Source organism: Achromobacter sp. T5-5, from assembly GCF_055397965.1.
Genome location: NZ_AP027919.1, coordinates 1,777,761 through 1,791,306 on the forward strand (window position 1 = coordinate 1,777,761; position 13,546 = coordinate 1,791,306).

Below are 13,546 nucleotides of genomic sequence, written 5' to 3' on the forward strand. Positions count from 1 at the left end.
GGCGCGGCGCTACGCCGCTGGCATGCCGATGCGTTCGATGGCGGCCTGCAGATCGTCCGCGTGCACCATCAGCGCTCGTACCTGGCGCAGCAGCGGATACTGCTCGCGTACCGCGCCCCATCGCGGCGACGCCAGCAATTGATGCCAGACGGATTCCAGCCGTTGCGGATCCGGCGCCTCGCCGTCGAGCAGCAGGCTGGCGTAGTCCAGGCTGGGCTGGGCGGACAGCAGCTGCATGCGGCTGGCTGCGCCAAGAAGCCGGGGCGCGGACTCCGCGGGCGCGTCGGAGAAATAGAGCACGGTCCGCATCAGGCTGGGTTCGTCCGTCGCCAGCGCGGCGAGCGAGGCGCCGCGCAGATGCACCGGACCCTGGTGGCTATCGAATGGGTAGACCGTCTGCGCGTCGGCGTGCGCCAGCAGGCGCAAGCCGCGCAGCAGGCGCGGCAGGTCCGTGGACGCGGCGTCCGTCGACGCCTTGGCCTCCACCAGCAGGCAAACGTCCCAGGCAGGCGTCGCGTCCTCGCCCGCCGATTGGCGGAGCAACACGACGTCCCATTCGGTCTTGGCGCGCTCGGCGTTGCCGGGCATCGAGGCCGGGACGCGCATCGAGGTGGCCACACGGAAGCCATCGCCGGTTGTGGCGGCAAGGCGATCGGCCAGCGCCGCGACCGTTCGTTCGGCCAGCGTTTCGACCGCGATGCCGCGGCGGCGCGAAGCCAAGCCCTGCGCGGCGGCCTCGGCGGTGCCGGGGCGGGGACCTTGCCGCGCCCAAAGCATCTGGTAGCGCTGCACGAGCGGATCGGATGCCAGCCCGTCAAGCCGGCGCAGGCGCGCCAGCGCGGGGTCGTCGAGCAGCCGTTGAAGCCCGCAGGCAAGTGGCGAACCATTGGGGCCCGCGTCATCGCGCGGCGCCAGCGTGGCGAGGAGACGGGCGGCCTCGTGCGCCAGGGCGGACCAGTCGCCGGCCGCGGCGGCCGCATGCAGTTGCGCCAGCGCGTCGCGCAGCGGCCCGTCGGGCATGCCGCGCCGCTTGCCGGGATGGGCCAGCGCATCGACCGCGGTCCGCACGCCGCGGTGGTCCGGCGAGGCATGCGCGCACAGCGACGCATATTCCCGGACCTGCGGCGAGCGGTGCCGCAGCACCATGGCCTGGAAGGCGGGATCGCCGCGCAGCGCCCCGTGGATCAGGCACGATAGCGCATCGATGAACCCGCGGCGCGTGTCCTCGGCGGGCGCGCTGCCCGAGCCCAGCGCGGCGCGGGCATGTTCGATGGCGACGGCAAGGGCGGTCGCCGGATCGGAAGCTTCAGGCCCGCGCGCCGCCTCGGGCGTTTCCTGCAAGCGATAGCGGCGCGCGACGCCACGCAAAGTCTGGTCGAGCAGGGAAAGCGCAAAGGGCAGGGGCATGAAGGTTCCGAGGCATGGCTGGACTCGCTGCCCCCGGAACGCGCTACCAGGGAACGACCGACACGGCGACCGAAACGACGACGACCAGGACAATCAACGCGAGGATGTGATTCGTACGCATATTTTCTCCTTGAATGGGCACTCGTCGACAGTACTTTGACAACGAACGCGCCGTCTGCAACTGAAGATGTAATTCCTCATCGGATGTTATCGAGGGTTGGGCATTGCACTTGCGGACCGGACGGACCTTCAAGGTATAAGAGTAGGCATGCGGCCGCGAAGCCCTCGCGCCGCGCCTATCGGGAGATGCCATGCGCGACATCGTGCAATTGCGTCCGGAAGGCCTGTATTGCCCGGCCGGCGGCTTTCATATCGATCCCTGGCGGCCCGTCGACGTCGCCGTGCTGACCCATGGCCACGGCGACCATGCGCGGTCGGGCATGGGCCGCTATCACACCAGCGCCGAAGGATTGCCCATCCTGCAATGGCGGCTGGGAGACCAGGACTATCGCGTCCATGACTACGGCGAAACCTTCACGCTGGGCGAGGCGCGCGTGTCGCTGCATCCGGCGGGCCACGTGCTGGGATCCGCGCAGGTGCGCATCGAAGCGGACGGCCAGGTCTGGGTCGTGTCGGGCGACTACAAGCGCCAGCCCGATCCCACCTGCACGCCGTTCGAGGTCGTGCCCTGCGACACCTTCATCACCGAGGCCACCTTCGGCCTGCCGATCTATCGCTGGCCGAGCGCTTCGGAGGTGGCGCGCGACATCGTGCAATGGCGCGATCACTGCGCCGCGCGCGGCGAGGCCGCCATCCTGTACTGCTATGCGCTGGGCAAGGCGCAGCGCGTGCTGGCCGAGCTGATGCCTTTCGTGGACCGGCCCGTCTATCTGCATGGCGCAATTGCAGCGGGGGTGGACGTGTACCGCAAGGCGGGCGTGGCGATGGCGGACACCCGCCTGGTCATCGACGCCGGCGCCGCACCCGCCGCCTCGGGCACGGGATTTGCTGGAGAGCTGATCCTGGCGCCGCCCTCGGCGGCCGGCAGCGCATGGTTGCGGCGGTTTCGCAAGGCCCAGCACGGCTTCGCATCCGGCTGGATGCGGCTGCGGGGCAACCGGCGCCGGCGCAACATGGATCGCGGCTTTGTCGTGTCGGACCATGCGGACTGGCCCGATCTGCTGCGCACCGTCCATGAGTGCGGCGCGCGCCGCGTCATCGCCACGCATGGCGATACCGAGGCGCTGGTGCGCACGCTGAACGAATCGGGGATCGCCGCCGAGACGCTCGTCACGCAGTACGGCGAAGACGATTGAACCCGCGCGGCGGGGATGACAGGCCAAGACAGGGGAACGGACGCAGGCATGAAGCGATTCGCGGCGTTGTATCAGGAGCTGGACCGCAGCACCGCCACATTGGACAAGCGCGCGGCGCTGGTGGCGTACTTCCGCGAAGCGCCGCCGCGCGACGCGGTGTGGGCGCTGTACCTGCTTGCGGGGGGCAAGATCACCAGCGCGCGCCGCAAGATCGCGGGCGTCGGAGAGCTGCGGGCCTGGGTTGCAACGGCCAGCGACACCGCGCCGTGGCTGGTGGACGCCTGCTATGACCAGGTCGGCGATCTGGCCGAGACGCTGGCCCTGCTGATTCCCGACCCCGGCCAGCCCGCGCCCGATCGCGGCCTGGCCGACTGGATCGAAGAGATCCTCGTGCCCGTCGCCAATCGCGACGAGGCCGAGCGCCGCGACGTCATCGTGTCGGCGTGGCGGGGCCTGCCGTATGCCGAACGGCTGGTCTTCAACAAACTGCTGACCGGCGCGCTGCGCGTCGGCGTGTCGCAGCGCATGGTGCAGCAGGCGCTGGCCGAGATGTCGGGCGTGCCCATCGCGCGCATCGCGCAGCGCATGCTCGGCGCGTGGTCGCCCAGCCCCGCGTTCCTGCGCGACCTGCTCAGCGCCGAAGAGCTGCCCGGCGACCGCCAGCAGCCTTATCCCTTCTTTCTTGCGTCGCCGCTGGAAGGCGAACCCGTCCTGCTGGGCGCGATCGACGACTGGCTGATCGAATGGAAGTGGGACGGCATCCGCGCGCAACTGATACGGCGGCGCGGCGAGGTGGCCTTGTGGTCGCGCGGCGAAGAGCGGCTGGATGGCCGGTTTCCGGAAGTCGAAGCGGCGGCGGCCGCGCTGGACGTCGATTGCGTCGTGGACGGCGAACTGCTGGCCTGGCACGACGACCACGCCGGGCCGATGCCGTTCTCCGCCCTGCAGACCCGCATCCAGCGGCTCAAGCCCGGTCCCAAGTGGCTGGCCGAAGCGCCGGTGCGGTTGCTGGCCTACGACCTGCTGGAACTGGAGGGCGCCGACCTGCGTGAACTGCCGCAATCCGAGCGCCGCGAGCGGTTGGAGTCGCTGTTGCGCAGGCATCCGGATCCGCGCCTGCGCTTGTCGCCCGTCATCGCGCCGCAAGGCTGGGACGAAGCCCAGGCGCTGCGCGCGGAGTCGCGCGAACGCGGCGTGGAAGGCTTCATGCTCAAGCGGCGCAGCGCGCCCTACCAGAGCGGCCGGCGCCGCGGCGACTGGTGGAAATGGAAGATCGATCCGCTCACCATCGACGCCGTGCTGCTGTATGCGCAGTCCGGTCACGGACGCCGCAGCACGCTTTACACCGACTACACGTTCGGCCTGTGGGATGGCGATGCGCTGGTGCCCATCGCCAAGGCCTACTCCGGACTGGACGACCGGGAAATCCTGGAACTCGACCGCTGGCTGCGCGCGCACACGCGCGAGCGTTTCGGGCCGGTGCGCTCGGTGGAGCCCGTGCAGGTGTTCGAACTGGGATTCGAAGGCGTCAACCTGTCCAAGCGGCACAAGTCGGGCGTGGCGGTGCGCTTTCCGCGGATCCTGCGCTGGCGGCATGACAAGCCGGCCGACCAGGCCGACCAGCTCGAGACCCTGAAGGCGCTGGCGCGATGAGCGGCGCGGCCCGGCGCTGGGATGCGCCGCTTGCCGCGTGGTTCGCGGCGCGCGGCTGGAAGCCCGCGGCATTCCAGCGCGAGACGTGGCGCCGCTATCTGCAGGGCGAGTCGGGCCTCTTGCACACGCCGACCGGCAGCGGCAAGACCCTGGCGGCGTTTGGCGGGCCGCTGCTGGAGGCGCTGGCCGACGCGGCACCGGCCGCCGCGGCCACGGGCGAAGGACCGCGCGTGCTGTGGGTGACGCCGCTGCGGGCGCTGGCCGCGGATACCGCGCGGGCGCTGACGCAGACCGTGCAGGAGGCGGGTCTGGCGTGGACGGTTGCGCTGCGCACGGGCGACGCCAGCGCGCGCGACAAGCGGCTGGCGCGGCAAGGCAAGGCGCAGGTGCTGGTGATCACGCCGGAATCGCTGGCGCTGCTGTTGTCCTATGCCGACGCGTCGCTGCGTTTTCGCGCCTTGCGCTGCATCGTGGTGGACGAATGGCACGAGCTGTTGGGCAACAAGCGCGGCGTGCTGCTGCAACTGTGCCTGGCGCGCGTGCGACGGCTGTCGCCCCGCGCGCGCACGTGGGGCCTGTCCGCCACGCTGGGCAACCTGGACGAGGCGCGCGCGGTGCTGCTGCCGCATGCGCCCGGCAGCGCGCTGGTGGCGGGCGCACGGCCGCGCAAAATACAGATATCGACCCTGCTGCCCGAACGCAGCCGCGCGCTGCCGTGGGCCGGGCACCTGGGGCTGTCGCAATTGGAACGGGTGTTCAAGCGCCTCTTCGACGTGCCCACGACGTTGCTGTTCACGAACACGCGCGCGCAGGCCGAGCTGTGGCACCGCGCGCTGGAGTCGATCTGGCCCGAGGACCCGCGCACGCTGGCGCTGCATCACGGATCACTGGATCCCAAGCTGCGCGCCGCGGTGGAACAGGGCTTGCGCGACGGGACCGTGCGCTGCGCGGTGGCCACGTCGAGCCTGGACCTGGGGGTGGACTTCCCGTCGGTGGATCAGGTGCTGCAGATCGGCAGCCCCAAGGGCGTGGCGCGCCTGCTGCAGCGCGCCGGGCGGTCCAAGCACCGGCCGGGCGAGTCCGGCAACGTGGTCTGCGTGCCCGCCCAGGCGCTGGAACTGATCGAATATGCCGCCGCCCGGCAGGCGATCGCGCGCGGCGAGATCGAGTCTCGGCCGCCGCCGGTCGGCAGCCTGGACGTGCTGGCCCAGCATGCCGTGACGCTGGCGCTGGGCGGCGGATTCGAGGGCGATGCGCTCTACCAGGAAGTGCGCGGCACCCATGCCTATGCGGCGCTGGATGCCGCGACTTGGCAGGCCGTGCTGGACTTCATCGTCCAGGGCGGCCGGGCGCTGGAGAAATACCCGGACTATCGGCGTGTGGTGCGCGACGACGACGGCTGTTACCGCGTGCATGACCGGCGCATTGCGTTCCGGCACCGGCTGTCCATCGGCACCATCACCGCCGACGGCGCGGTGGCGGTGAAGTACCTGCGCGGCGGCGGCCTCGGTTCGGTCGAGGAAGGATTCCTCGCGCGCCTGCGGCGCGGCGACCGCTTCCAGTTCGCCGGCCGCACGCTTGAGCTCGTGCGGCTGGAAGGCATGACCGCCTACGTGCGGCGGGCCAAGGGCGGCGACGGCCCGGTCGCCACCTGGCAGGGCGGGCGCATGCCCTTGTCCACGCAGCTCGCCAGCGAAGTCGAAAGCCTGTACTCCCATCCCGGCACGCATCCGGAAATGCGCGCCGTCGAGCCCCTGCTGCGGATCCAGGCGCAGGCCAGCGCGCTGCCGGACCGGGGACGGCTGGTGGCCGAGCGTATCGGCACGCGGCGCGGCATGCACCTGTTCCTGTTTCCGTTCGCGGGCCGCGCGGTCCACGAGGGCATCGCCGCCATGGTCGCGCTGCGCTGGGGCAGGCGGCAGGCCAACACGTTTTCCTACACCGTCAATGACTACGGACTGATGCTGACGCTGGCCGAGCCCGCCGCGCTGGACGACGCCTTGCTACGCGCGCTGCTCAGTCCAGACGGCATGGCCGACGACCTGCGCGACGGCGTCAACCTGGGCGAGATGGCGCGTCGCCAGTTCCGGGAGATCGCGCGCGTGGCGGGCCTGCTGACGCCGTCGCTGCCCGGACAGGCGGCGCGTTCGTTGCGGCAGGTCCAGGCCTCGAGCGGCCTGCTCTACGACGTATTGCGCCGCTACGACCCCGACCATCTGCTGCTGGCGCAGGCGGAACGGGAGGTCTTCGAACTGCAGCTCGAAGCGCCGCGCCTGAGGGCTGCGCTGCAGGACTGCCAGCGCCGCGAACTGGCGCTGCGCGAACCGGGGGCGCTGACGCCGCTGTCGTTTCCACTCTGGACGGAAAGCCTGCGCGGGCAGCTCAGCACCGAAACCTGGCAGGCGCGCGTCCGGCGCGCGGCCGAGCAGTTGGAGAAGCGCTATGCCCGCGACGCCTGACGCGGGACTGGCGATGACGCTGGCGGGCGAGCGCGTCGTCCTGCTTGGCGCGCGCGCCTTGCATTGGCCGGCGCGCGCCAGGCTGGTGATCGCCGATCTGCACCTGGGCAAAAGCCATGTCTTTCGACAGGCCGGCATCGCGGTCCCGCGCGGCGCCACCCTGGACGATTTGCGGCGGCTGTCCGACCTGGTGGCGGCAACGGCAGCGCGCGAATTGCTGATCGTGGGCGACGTGCTGCACGGCCCGGCCGCGCAGGCCGCCTGGCGCGATGCGTGGATCGGCTGGCGCCAGGCTCATCCCGATCTGGACGTGGCCGTGCTGGCGGGCAATCACGATCGCGCGCTGGACGGCGCGGCCCTGGGCATGCGCCAACTGGGCCAGGCGTGGGCCGACGGCCCGTTCCTGTTCCGGCACCTGCCGCAGGCGGACGCGCAGGGACGCCATGTGATCGCCGGGCACGTGCATCCCAAGACGCGCGTGCCCGGCGTGCCGCGAAGCTGGCCCGCCTTCTGGCTGCGACCCGCGATGACCGTCCTGCCCGCGTTCTCCGACTTCACGGGCGGACACGCGGTGCAGGGCGGGCAGGGCGCAGCGCTGGTCGCGTGCGTGGAAGGCGACGCGTTGCCGCTGGGATGGACGCCGCGACCGGCGTGACGATGGGCACGGCGTTTGCTGCATGCGGGGCATTCTCCACGCCGCGCCATCGACCTTTCCATGACCCACTCTCCCGGCCTCGCATCCCCCTTGCCGCCGCTGCACCAGGCGCTGGGCGAGGCCGTGGGCGGCGTGCGCAGCGCGATGGACGCCGGACGATGGCTGCGCGTCCTGGTCGACCAGGGGTGCGATCGATTGCCGCTGCCCGCGTCCGGCCGCACGCTGGACCGTTGGCGGGCGCTGGCCCGTGTGGCCGCGGCGGACCTCAGCCTGGCCAAGCTGTATGAGGGGCACACCGACGCGCTGGCTATCCTGGCCGAGCTGCGCGCGTCCGCGCCGCCGGCGCATAGCCGCTGGGGCGTGTGGTGCGCCGAACCGCCGGACCAGCGTGTCGAGATCGTGCCGCAGCCAGGCGGCGCCGCGCGGCTGCGCGGCGTGAAGGGCTGGTGTTCCGGCGCCGCGTCGGTGACGCATGCCCTGGTGAGCGGATGGAATCCGGCGGGCGAGCCTTGTCTTGCCGCCGTGGCGCTGGATCAACTGGGCGTCGCGGTGACCGACGCCGGCTGGCATGCCGTGGGCATGCGCGCGTCCGCCAGCGTCGATGTGGTGTTCGACGACGTGCCCTGCACGCTCGTCGGCGAGCCGGGCGCGTACGTGCATCGCCCCGGCTTTCATCATGGCGGCGCGGGCGTCGCGGCGTGCTGGTACGGGGGCCTGGAGCGCATCGCGCAGACCCTGCGCGGCGCGTTGCCGGCAGCGGGCGCCGATCCGCACCGGCTGGCGCACCTGGGCGCCATCGACGTGGCCATGGCGATGGCGCGGGCCGTGCTGCGCGAGACCGCTGCGGTCATCGATGCGCATCCGCACGAGGCGTGCGCGCTGGAGTGCGTGCGCGCACGCCTGGCCGTGGAATCCGCCGCGGCGCAGGTGATGGAGCGCGCCGCGCGCGCGCTGGGCGCCGGGCCGCTGTGCCGCGACGCGGGCTTTGCGCAAGCGATGGCCGATCTGCCCGTCTACATCCGGCAGAGCCATGCGGAGCGCGACCAGGCCTCGCACGGACAGGCGGTGCTCAAGCGGGAAGGCGCGCCATGGGCCCTGTAGCGGCAGACCATTTCGAACAGTTGTACCGCGCCGATCCCGACCCCTGGCGCGTGTCGAGCGCCTGGTACGAACGTCGCAAGCGCCGCCTGCTGCTGGCGGCGCTGGGCCGTCAACGCTACCGCCATGCCTTCGAGCCGGGTTGCGGCGCGGGGCAATTGACGCAGTGCCTGGCCCTGCGCTGCGCGCGCGTCAGCGCGGCCGACATTGCGCCCGCCGCCGCCGCGCGTTGCCGCGCACGCATGGCGGAAAAAGGCCTGGACCACGTGGACGTGCTGCTGCTGGACCTGCCGCGGCAATGGCCCGCCGCACCGGCGCGCGGATTCGATCTCATCGTGCTGTCCGAGGTCGGGTATTACCTGGACGATGCCGCGCTGGCCCGGTTCCTGCGCGGCGTGGACGCGTCGCTCGCGCCCGGCGGCGAGATCGTGGCCTGCCACTGGCGGCCGGATTTCGATGATCGCCTGCAGCCCACCGACACCTTGCATGCCGCAATCGGCGCGCTGCCCGGCCTGGCGCGCCGGGTCCATCACGAAGAGGCCGAGTTCCGCCTGGATCTCTGGCGCAGACAACCCCAAGGAAGCGAGTCATGATCGGAGTATGCATTCCGGCGCACAACGAGGAGCGCCACATCCAAGACTGCCTGCGCGCGGTCACGCGCGCCGCGCGCCATCGGCGGCTGGGACGGGAAGCGGTGAAGATCGTCGTGGTGCTCGATCATTGCATGGACCGGACGGCGCCCTTTGCGGCCGCGTGGCCCGTGGATTGCGTGGCCATCCAGGCGCGCAATGTGGGGATGGCGCGCGCTGCGGGCGCGCAGCATCTGCTGCAGGCGGGTGCGCGCTGGCTGGCCTTCACCGACGCCGACAGCCGCGTGTCGCCAGCCTGGCTGGCCGATCAGCTCTCCCTGGACGCGGAAGTGGTGTGCGGGACCGTATCGGTGACCGGGTGGGAGGCCCATGGCGCGCTCGCGCAGCGCGCCCAACGCGCCTTCGTGCGGCACTACCAGGACTGCGACGGCCACCGTCACGTGCATGGCGCCAACCTGGGCGTTGCGGCGCAGGCGTACCGGCGGATCGGCGGGTTCGCCGCGTTGGCGTGCAGCGAGGACCAGGCCCTGGTCGACCGGCTGGAGCAGGGCGGGGCGCGCATCGCATGGAGCAGCCTGCCGCGCGTGACGACCAGTGCGCGGCCGCACTCGCGCGTCGAAGGCGGATTCGCCAGTGCGCTGCGCAAGGGCTGCGACGAGCGCGCGGCAGGCCCCGGCGTTCAGCCGGAACGCGATGCGGATGGCCGGGCGCTTTCGCGCCACTGCCTGTGATAGTCGATCAGGCCGGCCGTGCACGATTCGGCCGTCACGCGTGTCAGCGAATGCGCGTGCATGCAGGCGGCGACCCGTTCGATGGCATTCATGTCCGTCCCTCCTGGTGCATCGCCCGGGTGCGCAGCAAGCCGTGTTCCGGCCGGATATCGGCCTATCTGTCCGGCGGTTTGTGCGCCACGGCCACGCCCACCGCGCCGCAGGGCAGGCGGTACTTTCCACCGCCCAGCCACGTGACGGGCTCGCCCGTGGGCAGGGTGCAGACGTAGATGGGAACGCCAGAAGCTTCCTTGGTCCGTCTTGCGATCAAACGCCGTTCTACGCGGCATGTCGATCGATCGGGAAGTTTTACGATTACATCGGACAGCCTGGATCCCGAAGCCATTGTTCATCTCCTGAATGTCGTGTGTCGTTGTGCCGGATGCGGGGGGCGGCCTGACCGCGCCGTCGTCACCGCATGGTTCCCCATTCTTAGCACCGCGGCGGCATTCGGCCTATCGGCCATTCAGCATGGGACCCCAATGGCGCATGTCCCGGCGCGCAAATCCGGCACAGCACTTGCTGCGTGCAGGGGGCGGGCCGGCAACGCGGCAGATGGCCCAGGCCGGACCCGCAGGATTTGCAGCTTGCAACGGGAGACACGACATGAGCAGAGATCCGAGGAACACGTCGAGATATCGCGGCGACCGGGAGCCATGGCAGGACCCCGCGCCCTCCTTCGGATACCAGGGCACCGGCACACGCCAGGGCGGCGCGCGCAACACCCGCGAGCCGGTGCGCAGCCGCAGCGACGATCCTGGCCAGAGCAGCTATGGCGGCTTTTCGAACGAAGACCCCGCGTTCCAGCGCCAGCAGGTCTACAGCGGGCGCGACCGGGCAGCCGGAGGCTGGGACCGTGACAGCGGCTCCGGACGGGGCCCGCGCGGCGGCAACCGGGACCCCGGCGGCCGCGACCCCGGCAGCCGCGACCCGGGCTATGACGGCCCTACATCGTTCGGCGACGACGAAGGCGGGTACTACGGGGACCGTCCGGCGTGGAGCGAGGAGCCCATGTCGTTCGAGACCGCCGAGCGCGGCGGCTACAACCGCGGACCAACGGCGTGGCGCGACCGCGGCTCGCGCCGGACCGATCCCAAGGGCTACGTCCGTTCGGACGAACGCGTTCGCGAGAATGTGTGCGAGGCCCTGGCCCACAGCGGCCTGGACGTGAGCGATGTGTCGGTGTCGGTGACCGACGGCCGGGTCGTGCTGGAAGGCACCGTGCCGCAACGCCGCACCAAACACGACGTGGAGGATTGCACCGTGGAGTGCGCCGGCGTGAATGACGTCGACAACCGCATCCGCGTCGCGAGCCCGGGGGCCAGCGCCGCGGGGGCCGGCGGCGTCCCCGGAAAGACGGCATGACCGGCGCGCCCGGACCCAGCAGCCCCCAAAACCCCAAGGGCCGATACGGCCCCGATGACAGGAGCAGACGATGACCAAGCCAAAGGACACCACGCGGGACAAGGACGCCCCGAACCGCAGCGAAGACGACACGCCCCGCCAGGCCCAGGCCAGCCATGGCGACACGCAGAACCGCAGCAAGAAAGAGGGCCATGTCTCGCAGATAGGCACCGGGCAAGACCAGCAGAGCCAGCGCAATCGCGGGCAGGGCGCCCGGTCCAAGCCTTGAGCCCGTCCCCTAGCGCATCGCAGGACGGCAGGCCATGACCCTGGACGCGCTATGGGACTTCCTGCAGTGGCCGGCCATGGCGGCGTCGCTGGGCGCCGCGTGGCTGGTCGCGTCGCGCAGCGCCCGCCGGCGCACGGCGGGCTTCTGGGTCTTTCTGCTGAGCAATGTGCTGTGGGTGGCGTGGGGCCTGCATGACGGCGCCTGGGCGCTTATTGCTCTGCAACTGGGCCTGGCGGCGCTCAATGTGCGCGGCGTCCTGAAAAACGAGGCCTAGGGGCTGCTGGGCTCGCGGCCAAAGGCCTATACTTTTTTCATCACGCACGCTCCGGCGCACGAAACAGGGCGTCTGCCGCCTTCCCCCGCGCGGCGTACGCCGGGCAATCACGTGCCTAGGGTCATGGCCCCTTTCACAGGAGGCAAATTCCATGTCGCGCCCGATCCGATAGACGGCTCGCTCCGGACCCATTCCGGAGCTTCAGACGCTGTTTGTGAATGCATCGCCTTCAAGGAGATGTGTGATGAACAAACTGTCCAGCAGTAGTAACGATGACCCGCAGGCGAATGCGGCGCGCATCGCCGACCTGCAGGCGACGGCGCGAGGCCAGGTCCTGTTGCCGGGCGACGCCGGCTATGACGAGGCCCGCAAGATCTGGAACGCGATGGTCGACCGCCGCCCCGCGGTCATCGTCCGTTGTGCGGGCGTGGCCGACGTGCGGCGCGCTGTCGATGCCGCGCGTGAAAACCGGATGACGGTGTCCCTGCGCGGCGGCGGCCACAACATCGCCGGGACCGCCGTCTGCGACGGCGGCATGATGATCGACCTGTCGCCGATGAAGTCGGTGCGGATCGACCCCGAGCGCGCCAGGGCGTATGTGGAACCCGGCGCGACCCTGGCGGACCTGGACCACGAAGCCCAGGCTTTCGGCCTGGCGGTTCCCCTGGGCATCAATTCGACGACGGGCGTGGCCGGCCTGACCCTGGGAGGCGGCTTCGGCTGGCTCACGCGCAGGTTCGGCCTGACGATCGACAACCTCGTGTCCGCCGACGTGGTGACCGCGGACGGCCAGCTCCTGCGGGCCAGCGAATCGGAAAACCCGGACCTGTTCTGGGCCATCCGCGGCGGCGGCGGCAATTTCGGCGTGGTCACGATGTTCGAGTTCCAGCTGCATCCGGTGGGTCCGCAGGTCTATGGCGGGCTGGTCGTGGTGCCGCTCGAACAGGGCAGGCAGGCGCTGGCGAGATACCGCGATGCGCTGCAATCCATGCCCGAGGAACTGACGGTGTGGGCGGTCCTGAGACAGGCGCCGCCATTGCCGTTCCTACCGCCCTCCGCGCATGGCAAGCCCATCGTCGCCTTCGCCGCCTGCTACACCGGCAGCCTGGACCAGGGAGCGCAGGCCGTCGAGGCGGTGCGCGCGCTGGGCGAACCCTACGGCGAACAACTCGGCCCGATGCCTTACGCGGCCTGGCAAAAGGCCTTCGATCCCCTGTTGACGCCCGGCGCCCGCAACTACTGGAAATCGCACAACCTGGGCGTGCTGCAGGACGGCCTGATCGACGCGGTCGTGGCGGCGGTGCGCGACGTGCCTTCGCCGCAGTGCGAGATCTTCTTCGGCCACATCGCCGGCGCGGCGATGCGCGTGCCCGTGACCGCCATGGCGTATCCGCACCGCGCGGCGCAGTTCGCCATGAACGTGCACGGACGCTGGGACGATCCGCAGGACGACGAGCGCTGCATCGCCTGGACGCGCGACATCTTCAAGGCCACGGAGCCGTACTCGCAGGGCGGCGTCTACGTGAACTTCCTGACCCAGGACGAGACCGCAAGAGTGGGCGCGGCCTACGGGGAAAACTACGACCGGCTGGTGCAGGTGAAGACCCGCTACGATCCGCAGAACCTCTTCCGGCACAACCAGAACATCAGGCCGGCGGCGCCTTGAGGGAGGGCGGCGCGGATGGCGGGCG

13 protein-coding genes are annotated in these 13,546 nt (G+C 70.8%); 11 read left to right on the plus strand and 2 right to left on the minus strand.

What is annotated here, in order from left to right; translation table 11 throughout:
- Nucleotides 1-9: 9 nt before the first annotated feature.
- Nucleotides 10-1,407, minus strand: a complete 1,398-nt coding sequence (locus ACZ50Q_RS08045; RefSeq protein ID WP_464081110.1) for a 3-deoxy-D-arabino-heptulosonate 7-phosphate synthase — start codon at nt 1,405-1,407, stop codon at nt 10-12.
- A 311-nt stretch (nt 1,408-1,718) separates the two neighbouring features.
- Here ACZ50Q_RS08045 and ACZ50Q_RS08050 point away from each other — a divergent pair, with 311 nt between their 5' ends.
- The 7 genes from ACZ50Q_RS08050 to ACZ50Q_RS08080 are packed head-to-tail and all read left to right on the plus strand — an operon-like array spanning nt 1,719 to nt 9,909.
- Nucleotides 1,719-2,723 carry a ligase-associated DNA damage response exonuclease gene (locus ACZ50Q_RS08050; RefSeq protein WP_464081111.1) on the plus strand — a complete coding sequence of 335 codons (1,005 nt, stop codon included), beginning with the start codon at nt 1,719-1,721 and terminating at the stop codon, nt 2,721-2,723.
- Between the two features lie 48 nt (nt 2,724-2,771).
- Nucleotides 2,772-4,376 (plus strand): ATP-dependent DNA ligase, encoded by a 1,605-nt coding sequence (locus ACZ50Q_RS08055; protein WP_464081112.1) that lies wholly within the window; start codon nt 2,772-2,774, stop codon nt 4,374-4,376.
- Complete coding sequence (locus ACZ50Q_RS08060; RefSeq protein ID WP_464081113.1) at nt 4,373-6,835, plus strand: ligase-associated DNA damage response DEXH box helicase; 2,463 nt, start codon at nt 4,373-4,375, stop codon at nt 6,833-6,835. Before ACZ50Q_RS08055 ends, ACZ50Q_RS08060 begins: the two co-directional genes overlap by 4 nt.
- Nucleotides 6,819-7,490: a ligase-associated DNA damage response endonuclease PdeM gene (pdeM, locus tag ACZ50Q_RS08065; RefSeq protein WP_464081114.1), complete on the plus strand. Its 672-nt coding sequence runs from the start codon at nt 6,819-6,821 to the stop codon at nt 7,488-7,490. The genes ACZ50Q_RS08060 and pdeM overlap by 17 nt, the downstream gene beginning before the upstream one ends.
- Before the next feature lie 60 nt (nt 7,491-7,550).
- On the plus strand, nt 7,551-8,591 hold the full coding sequence (locus tag ACZ50Q_RS08070) for an acyl-CoA dehydrogenase family protein (RefSeq protein WP_464081115.1): 1,041 nt from the start codon (nt 7,551-7,553) through the stop codon (nt 8,589-8,591).
- On the plus strand, nt 8,579-9,181 hold the full coding sequence (locus ACZ50Q_RS08075) for a class I SAM-dependent methyltransferase (protein ID WP_464081116.1): 603 nt from the start codon (nt 8,579-8,581) through the stop codon (nt 9,179-9,181). The genes ACZ50Q_RS08070 and ACZ50Q_RS08075 overlap by 13 nt, the downstream gene beginning before the upstream one ends.
- Nucleotides 9,178-9,909, plus strand: a complete 732-nt coding sequence (locus tag ACZ50Q_RS08080; protein ID WP_464081117.1) for a glycosyltransferase family 2 protein — start codon at nt 9,178-9,180, stop codon at nt 9,907-9,909. The genes ACZ50Q_RS08075 and ACZ50Q_RS08080 overlap by 4 nt, the downstream gene beginning before the upstream one ends.
- A gap of 154 nt (nt 9,910-10,063) precedes the next feature.
- Here the strand turns inward: ACZ50Q_RS08080 and ACZ50Q_RS08085 are convergent, their stop codons facing one another.
- Nucleotides 10,064-10,219, minus strand: a complete 156-nt coding sequence (locus ACZ50Q_RS08085) for a hypothetical protein (protein WP_156902709.1) — start codon at nt 10,217-10,219, stop codon at nt 10,064-10,066.
- 335 nt (nt 10,220-10,554) lie between these two features.
- Here ACZ50Q_RS08085 and ACZ50Q_RS08090 point away from each other — a divergent pair, with 335 nt between their 5' ends.
- From ACZ50Q_RS08090 to ACZ50Q_RS08105, 4 genes are all read left to right on the plus strand, one after another.
- Nucleotides 10,555-11,313, plus strand: a complete 759-nt coding sequence (locus ACZ50Q_RS08090; RefSeq protein ID WP_464081118.1) for a BON domain-containing protein — start codon at nt 10,555-10,557, stop codon at nt 11,311-11,313.
- 70 nt (nt 11,314-11,383) lie between these two features.
- Nucleotides 11,384-11,581 carry a hypothetical protein gene (locus tag ACZ50Q_RS08095; protein ID WP_092582629.1) on the plus strand — a complete coding sequence of 66 codons (198 nt, stop codon included), beginning with the start codon at nt 11,384-11,386 and terminating at the stop codon, nt 11,579-11,581.
- Between the two features lie 34 nt (nt 11,582-11,615).
- A complete protein-coding gene (locus tag ACZ50Q_RS08100; protein ID WP_092582630.1) occupies nt 11,616-11,855 on the plus strand; it encodes a hypothetical protein in 240 nt (79 codons plus the stop codon).
- Between the two features lie 244 nt (nt 11,856-12,099).
- Nucleotides 12,100-13,521, plus strand: coding sequence for an FAD-binding oxidoreductase (locus ACZ50Q_RS08105; protein WP_464081119.1), 1,422 nt, complete (start codon nt 12,100-12,102; stop codon nt 13,519-13,521).
- Nucleotides 13,522-13,546 lie beyond the last annotated feature (25 nt).

Excerpts from the sequence above, each read along its gene's own strand:
- ACZ50Q_RS08045 (WP_464081110.1), bottom strand. The coding sequence starts at position 1,407 with ATGCCCCTGCCCTTTGCGCTTTCCCTGCTCGACCAGACTTTGCGTGGC.
- ACZ50Q_RS08060 (WP_464081113.1), top strand. The coding sequence starts at position 4,373 with ATGAGCGGCGCGGCCCGGCGCTGGGATGCGCCGCTTGCCGCGTGGTTC.
- ACZ50Q_RS08100 (WP_092582630.1), top strand. The coding sequence starts at position 11,616 with ATGACCCTGGACGCGCTATGGGACTTCCTGCAGTGGCCGGCCATGGCG.
- ACZ50Q_RS08080 (WP_464081117.1), top strand. The coding sequence starts at position 9,178 with ATGATCGGAGTATGCATTCCGGCGCACAACGAGGAGCGCCACATCCAA.
- ACZ50Q_RS08070 (WP_464081115.1), top strand. The coding sequence starts at position 7,551 with ATGACCCACTCTCCCGGCCTCGCATCCCCCTTGCCGCCGCTGCACCAG.
- ACZ50Q_RS08090 (WP_464081118.1), top strand. The coding sequence starts at position 10,555 with ATGAGCAGAGATCCGAGGAACACGTCGAGATATCGCGGCGACCGGGAG.
- ACZ50Q_RS08055 (WP_464081112.1), top strand. The coding sequence starts at position 2,772 with ATGAAGCGATTCGCGGCGTTGTATCAGGAGCTGGACCGCAGCACCGCC.
- pdeM (WP_464081114.1), top strand. The coding sequence starts at position 6,819 with ATGCCCGCGACGCCTGACGCGGGACTGGCGATGACGCTGGCGGGCGAG.
- ACZ50Q_RS08075 (WP_464081116.1), top strand. The coding sequence starts at position 8,579 with ATGGGCCCTGTAGCGGCAGACCATTTCGAACAGTTGTACCGCGCCGAT.
- ACZ50Q_RS08095 (WP_092582629.1), top strand. The coding sequence starts at position 11,384 with ATGACCAAGCCAAAGGACACCACGCGGGACAAGGACGCCCCGAACCGC.
- ACZ50Q_RS08050 (WP_464081111.1), top strand. The coding sequence starts at position 1,719 with ATGCGCGACATCGTGCAATTGCGTCCGGAAGGCCTGTATTGCCCGGCC.
- ACZ50Q_RS08105 (WP_464081119.1), top strand. The coding sequence starts at position 12,100 with ATGAACAAACTGTCCAGCAGTAGTAACGATGACCCGCAGGCGAATGCG.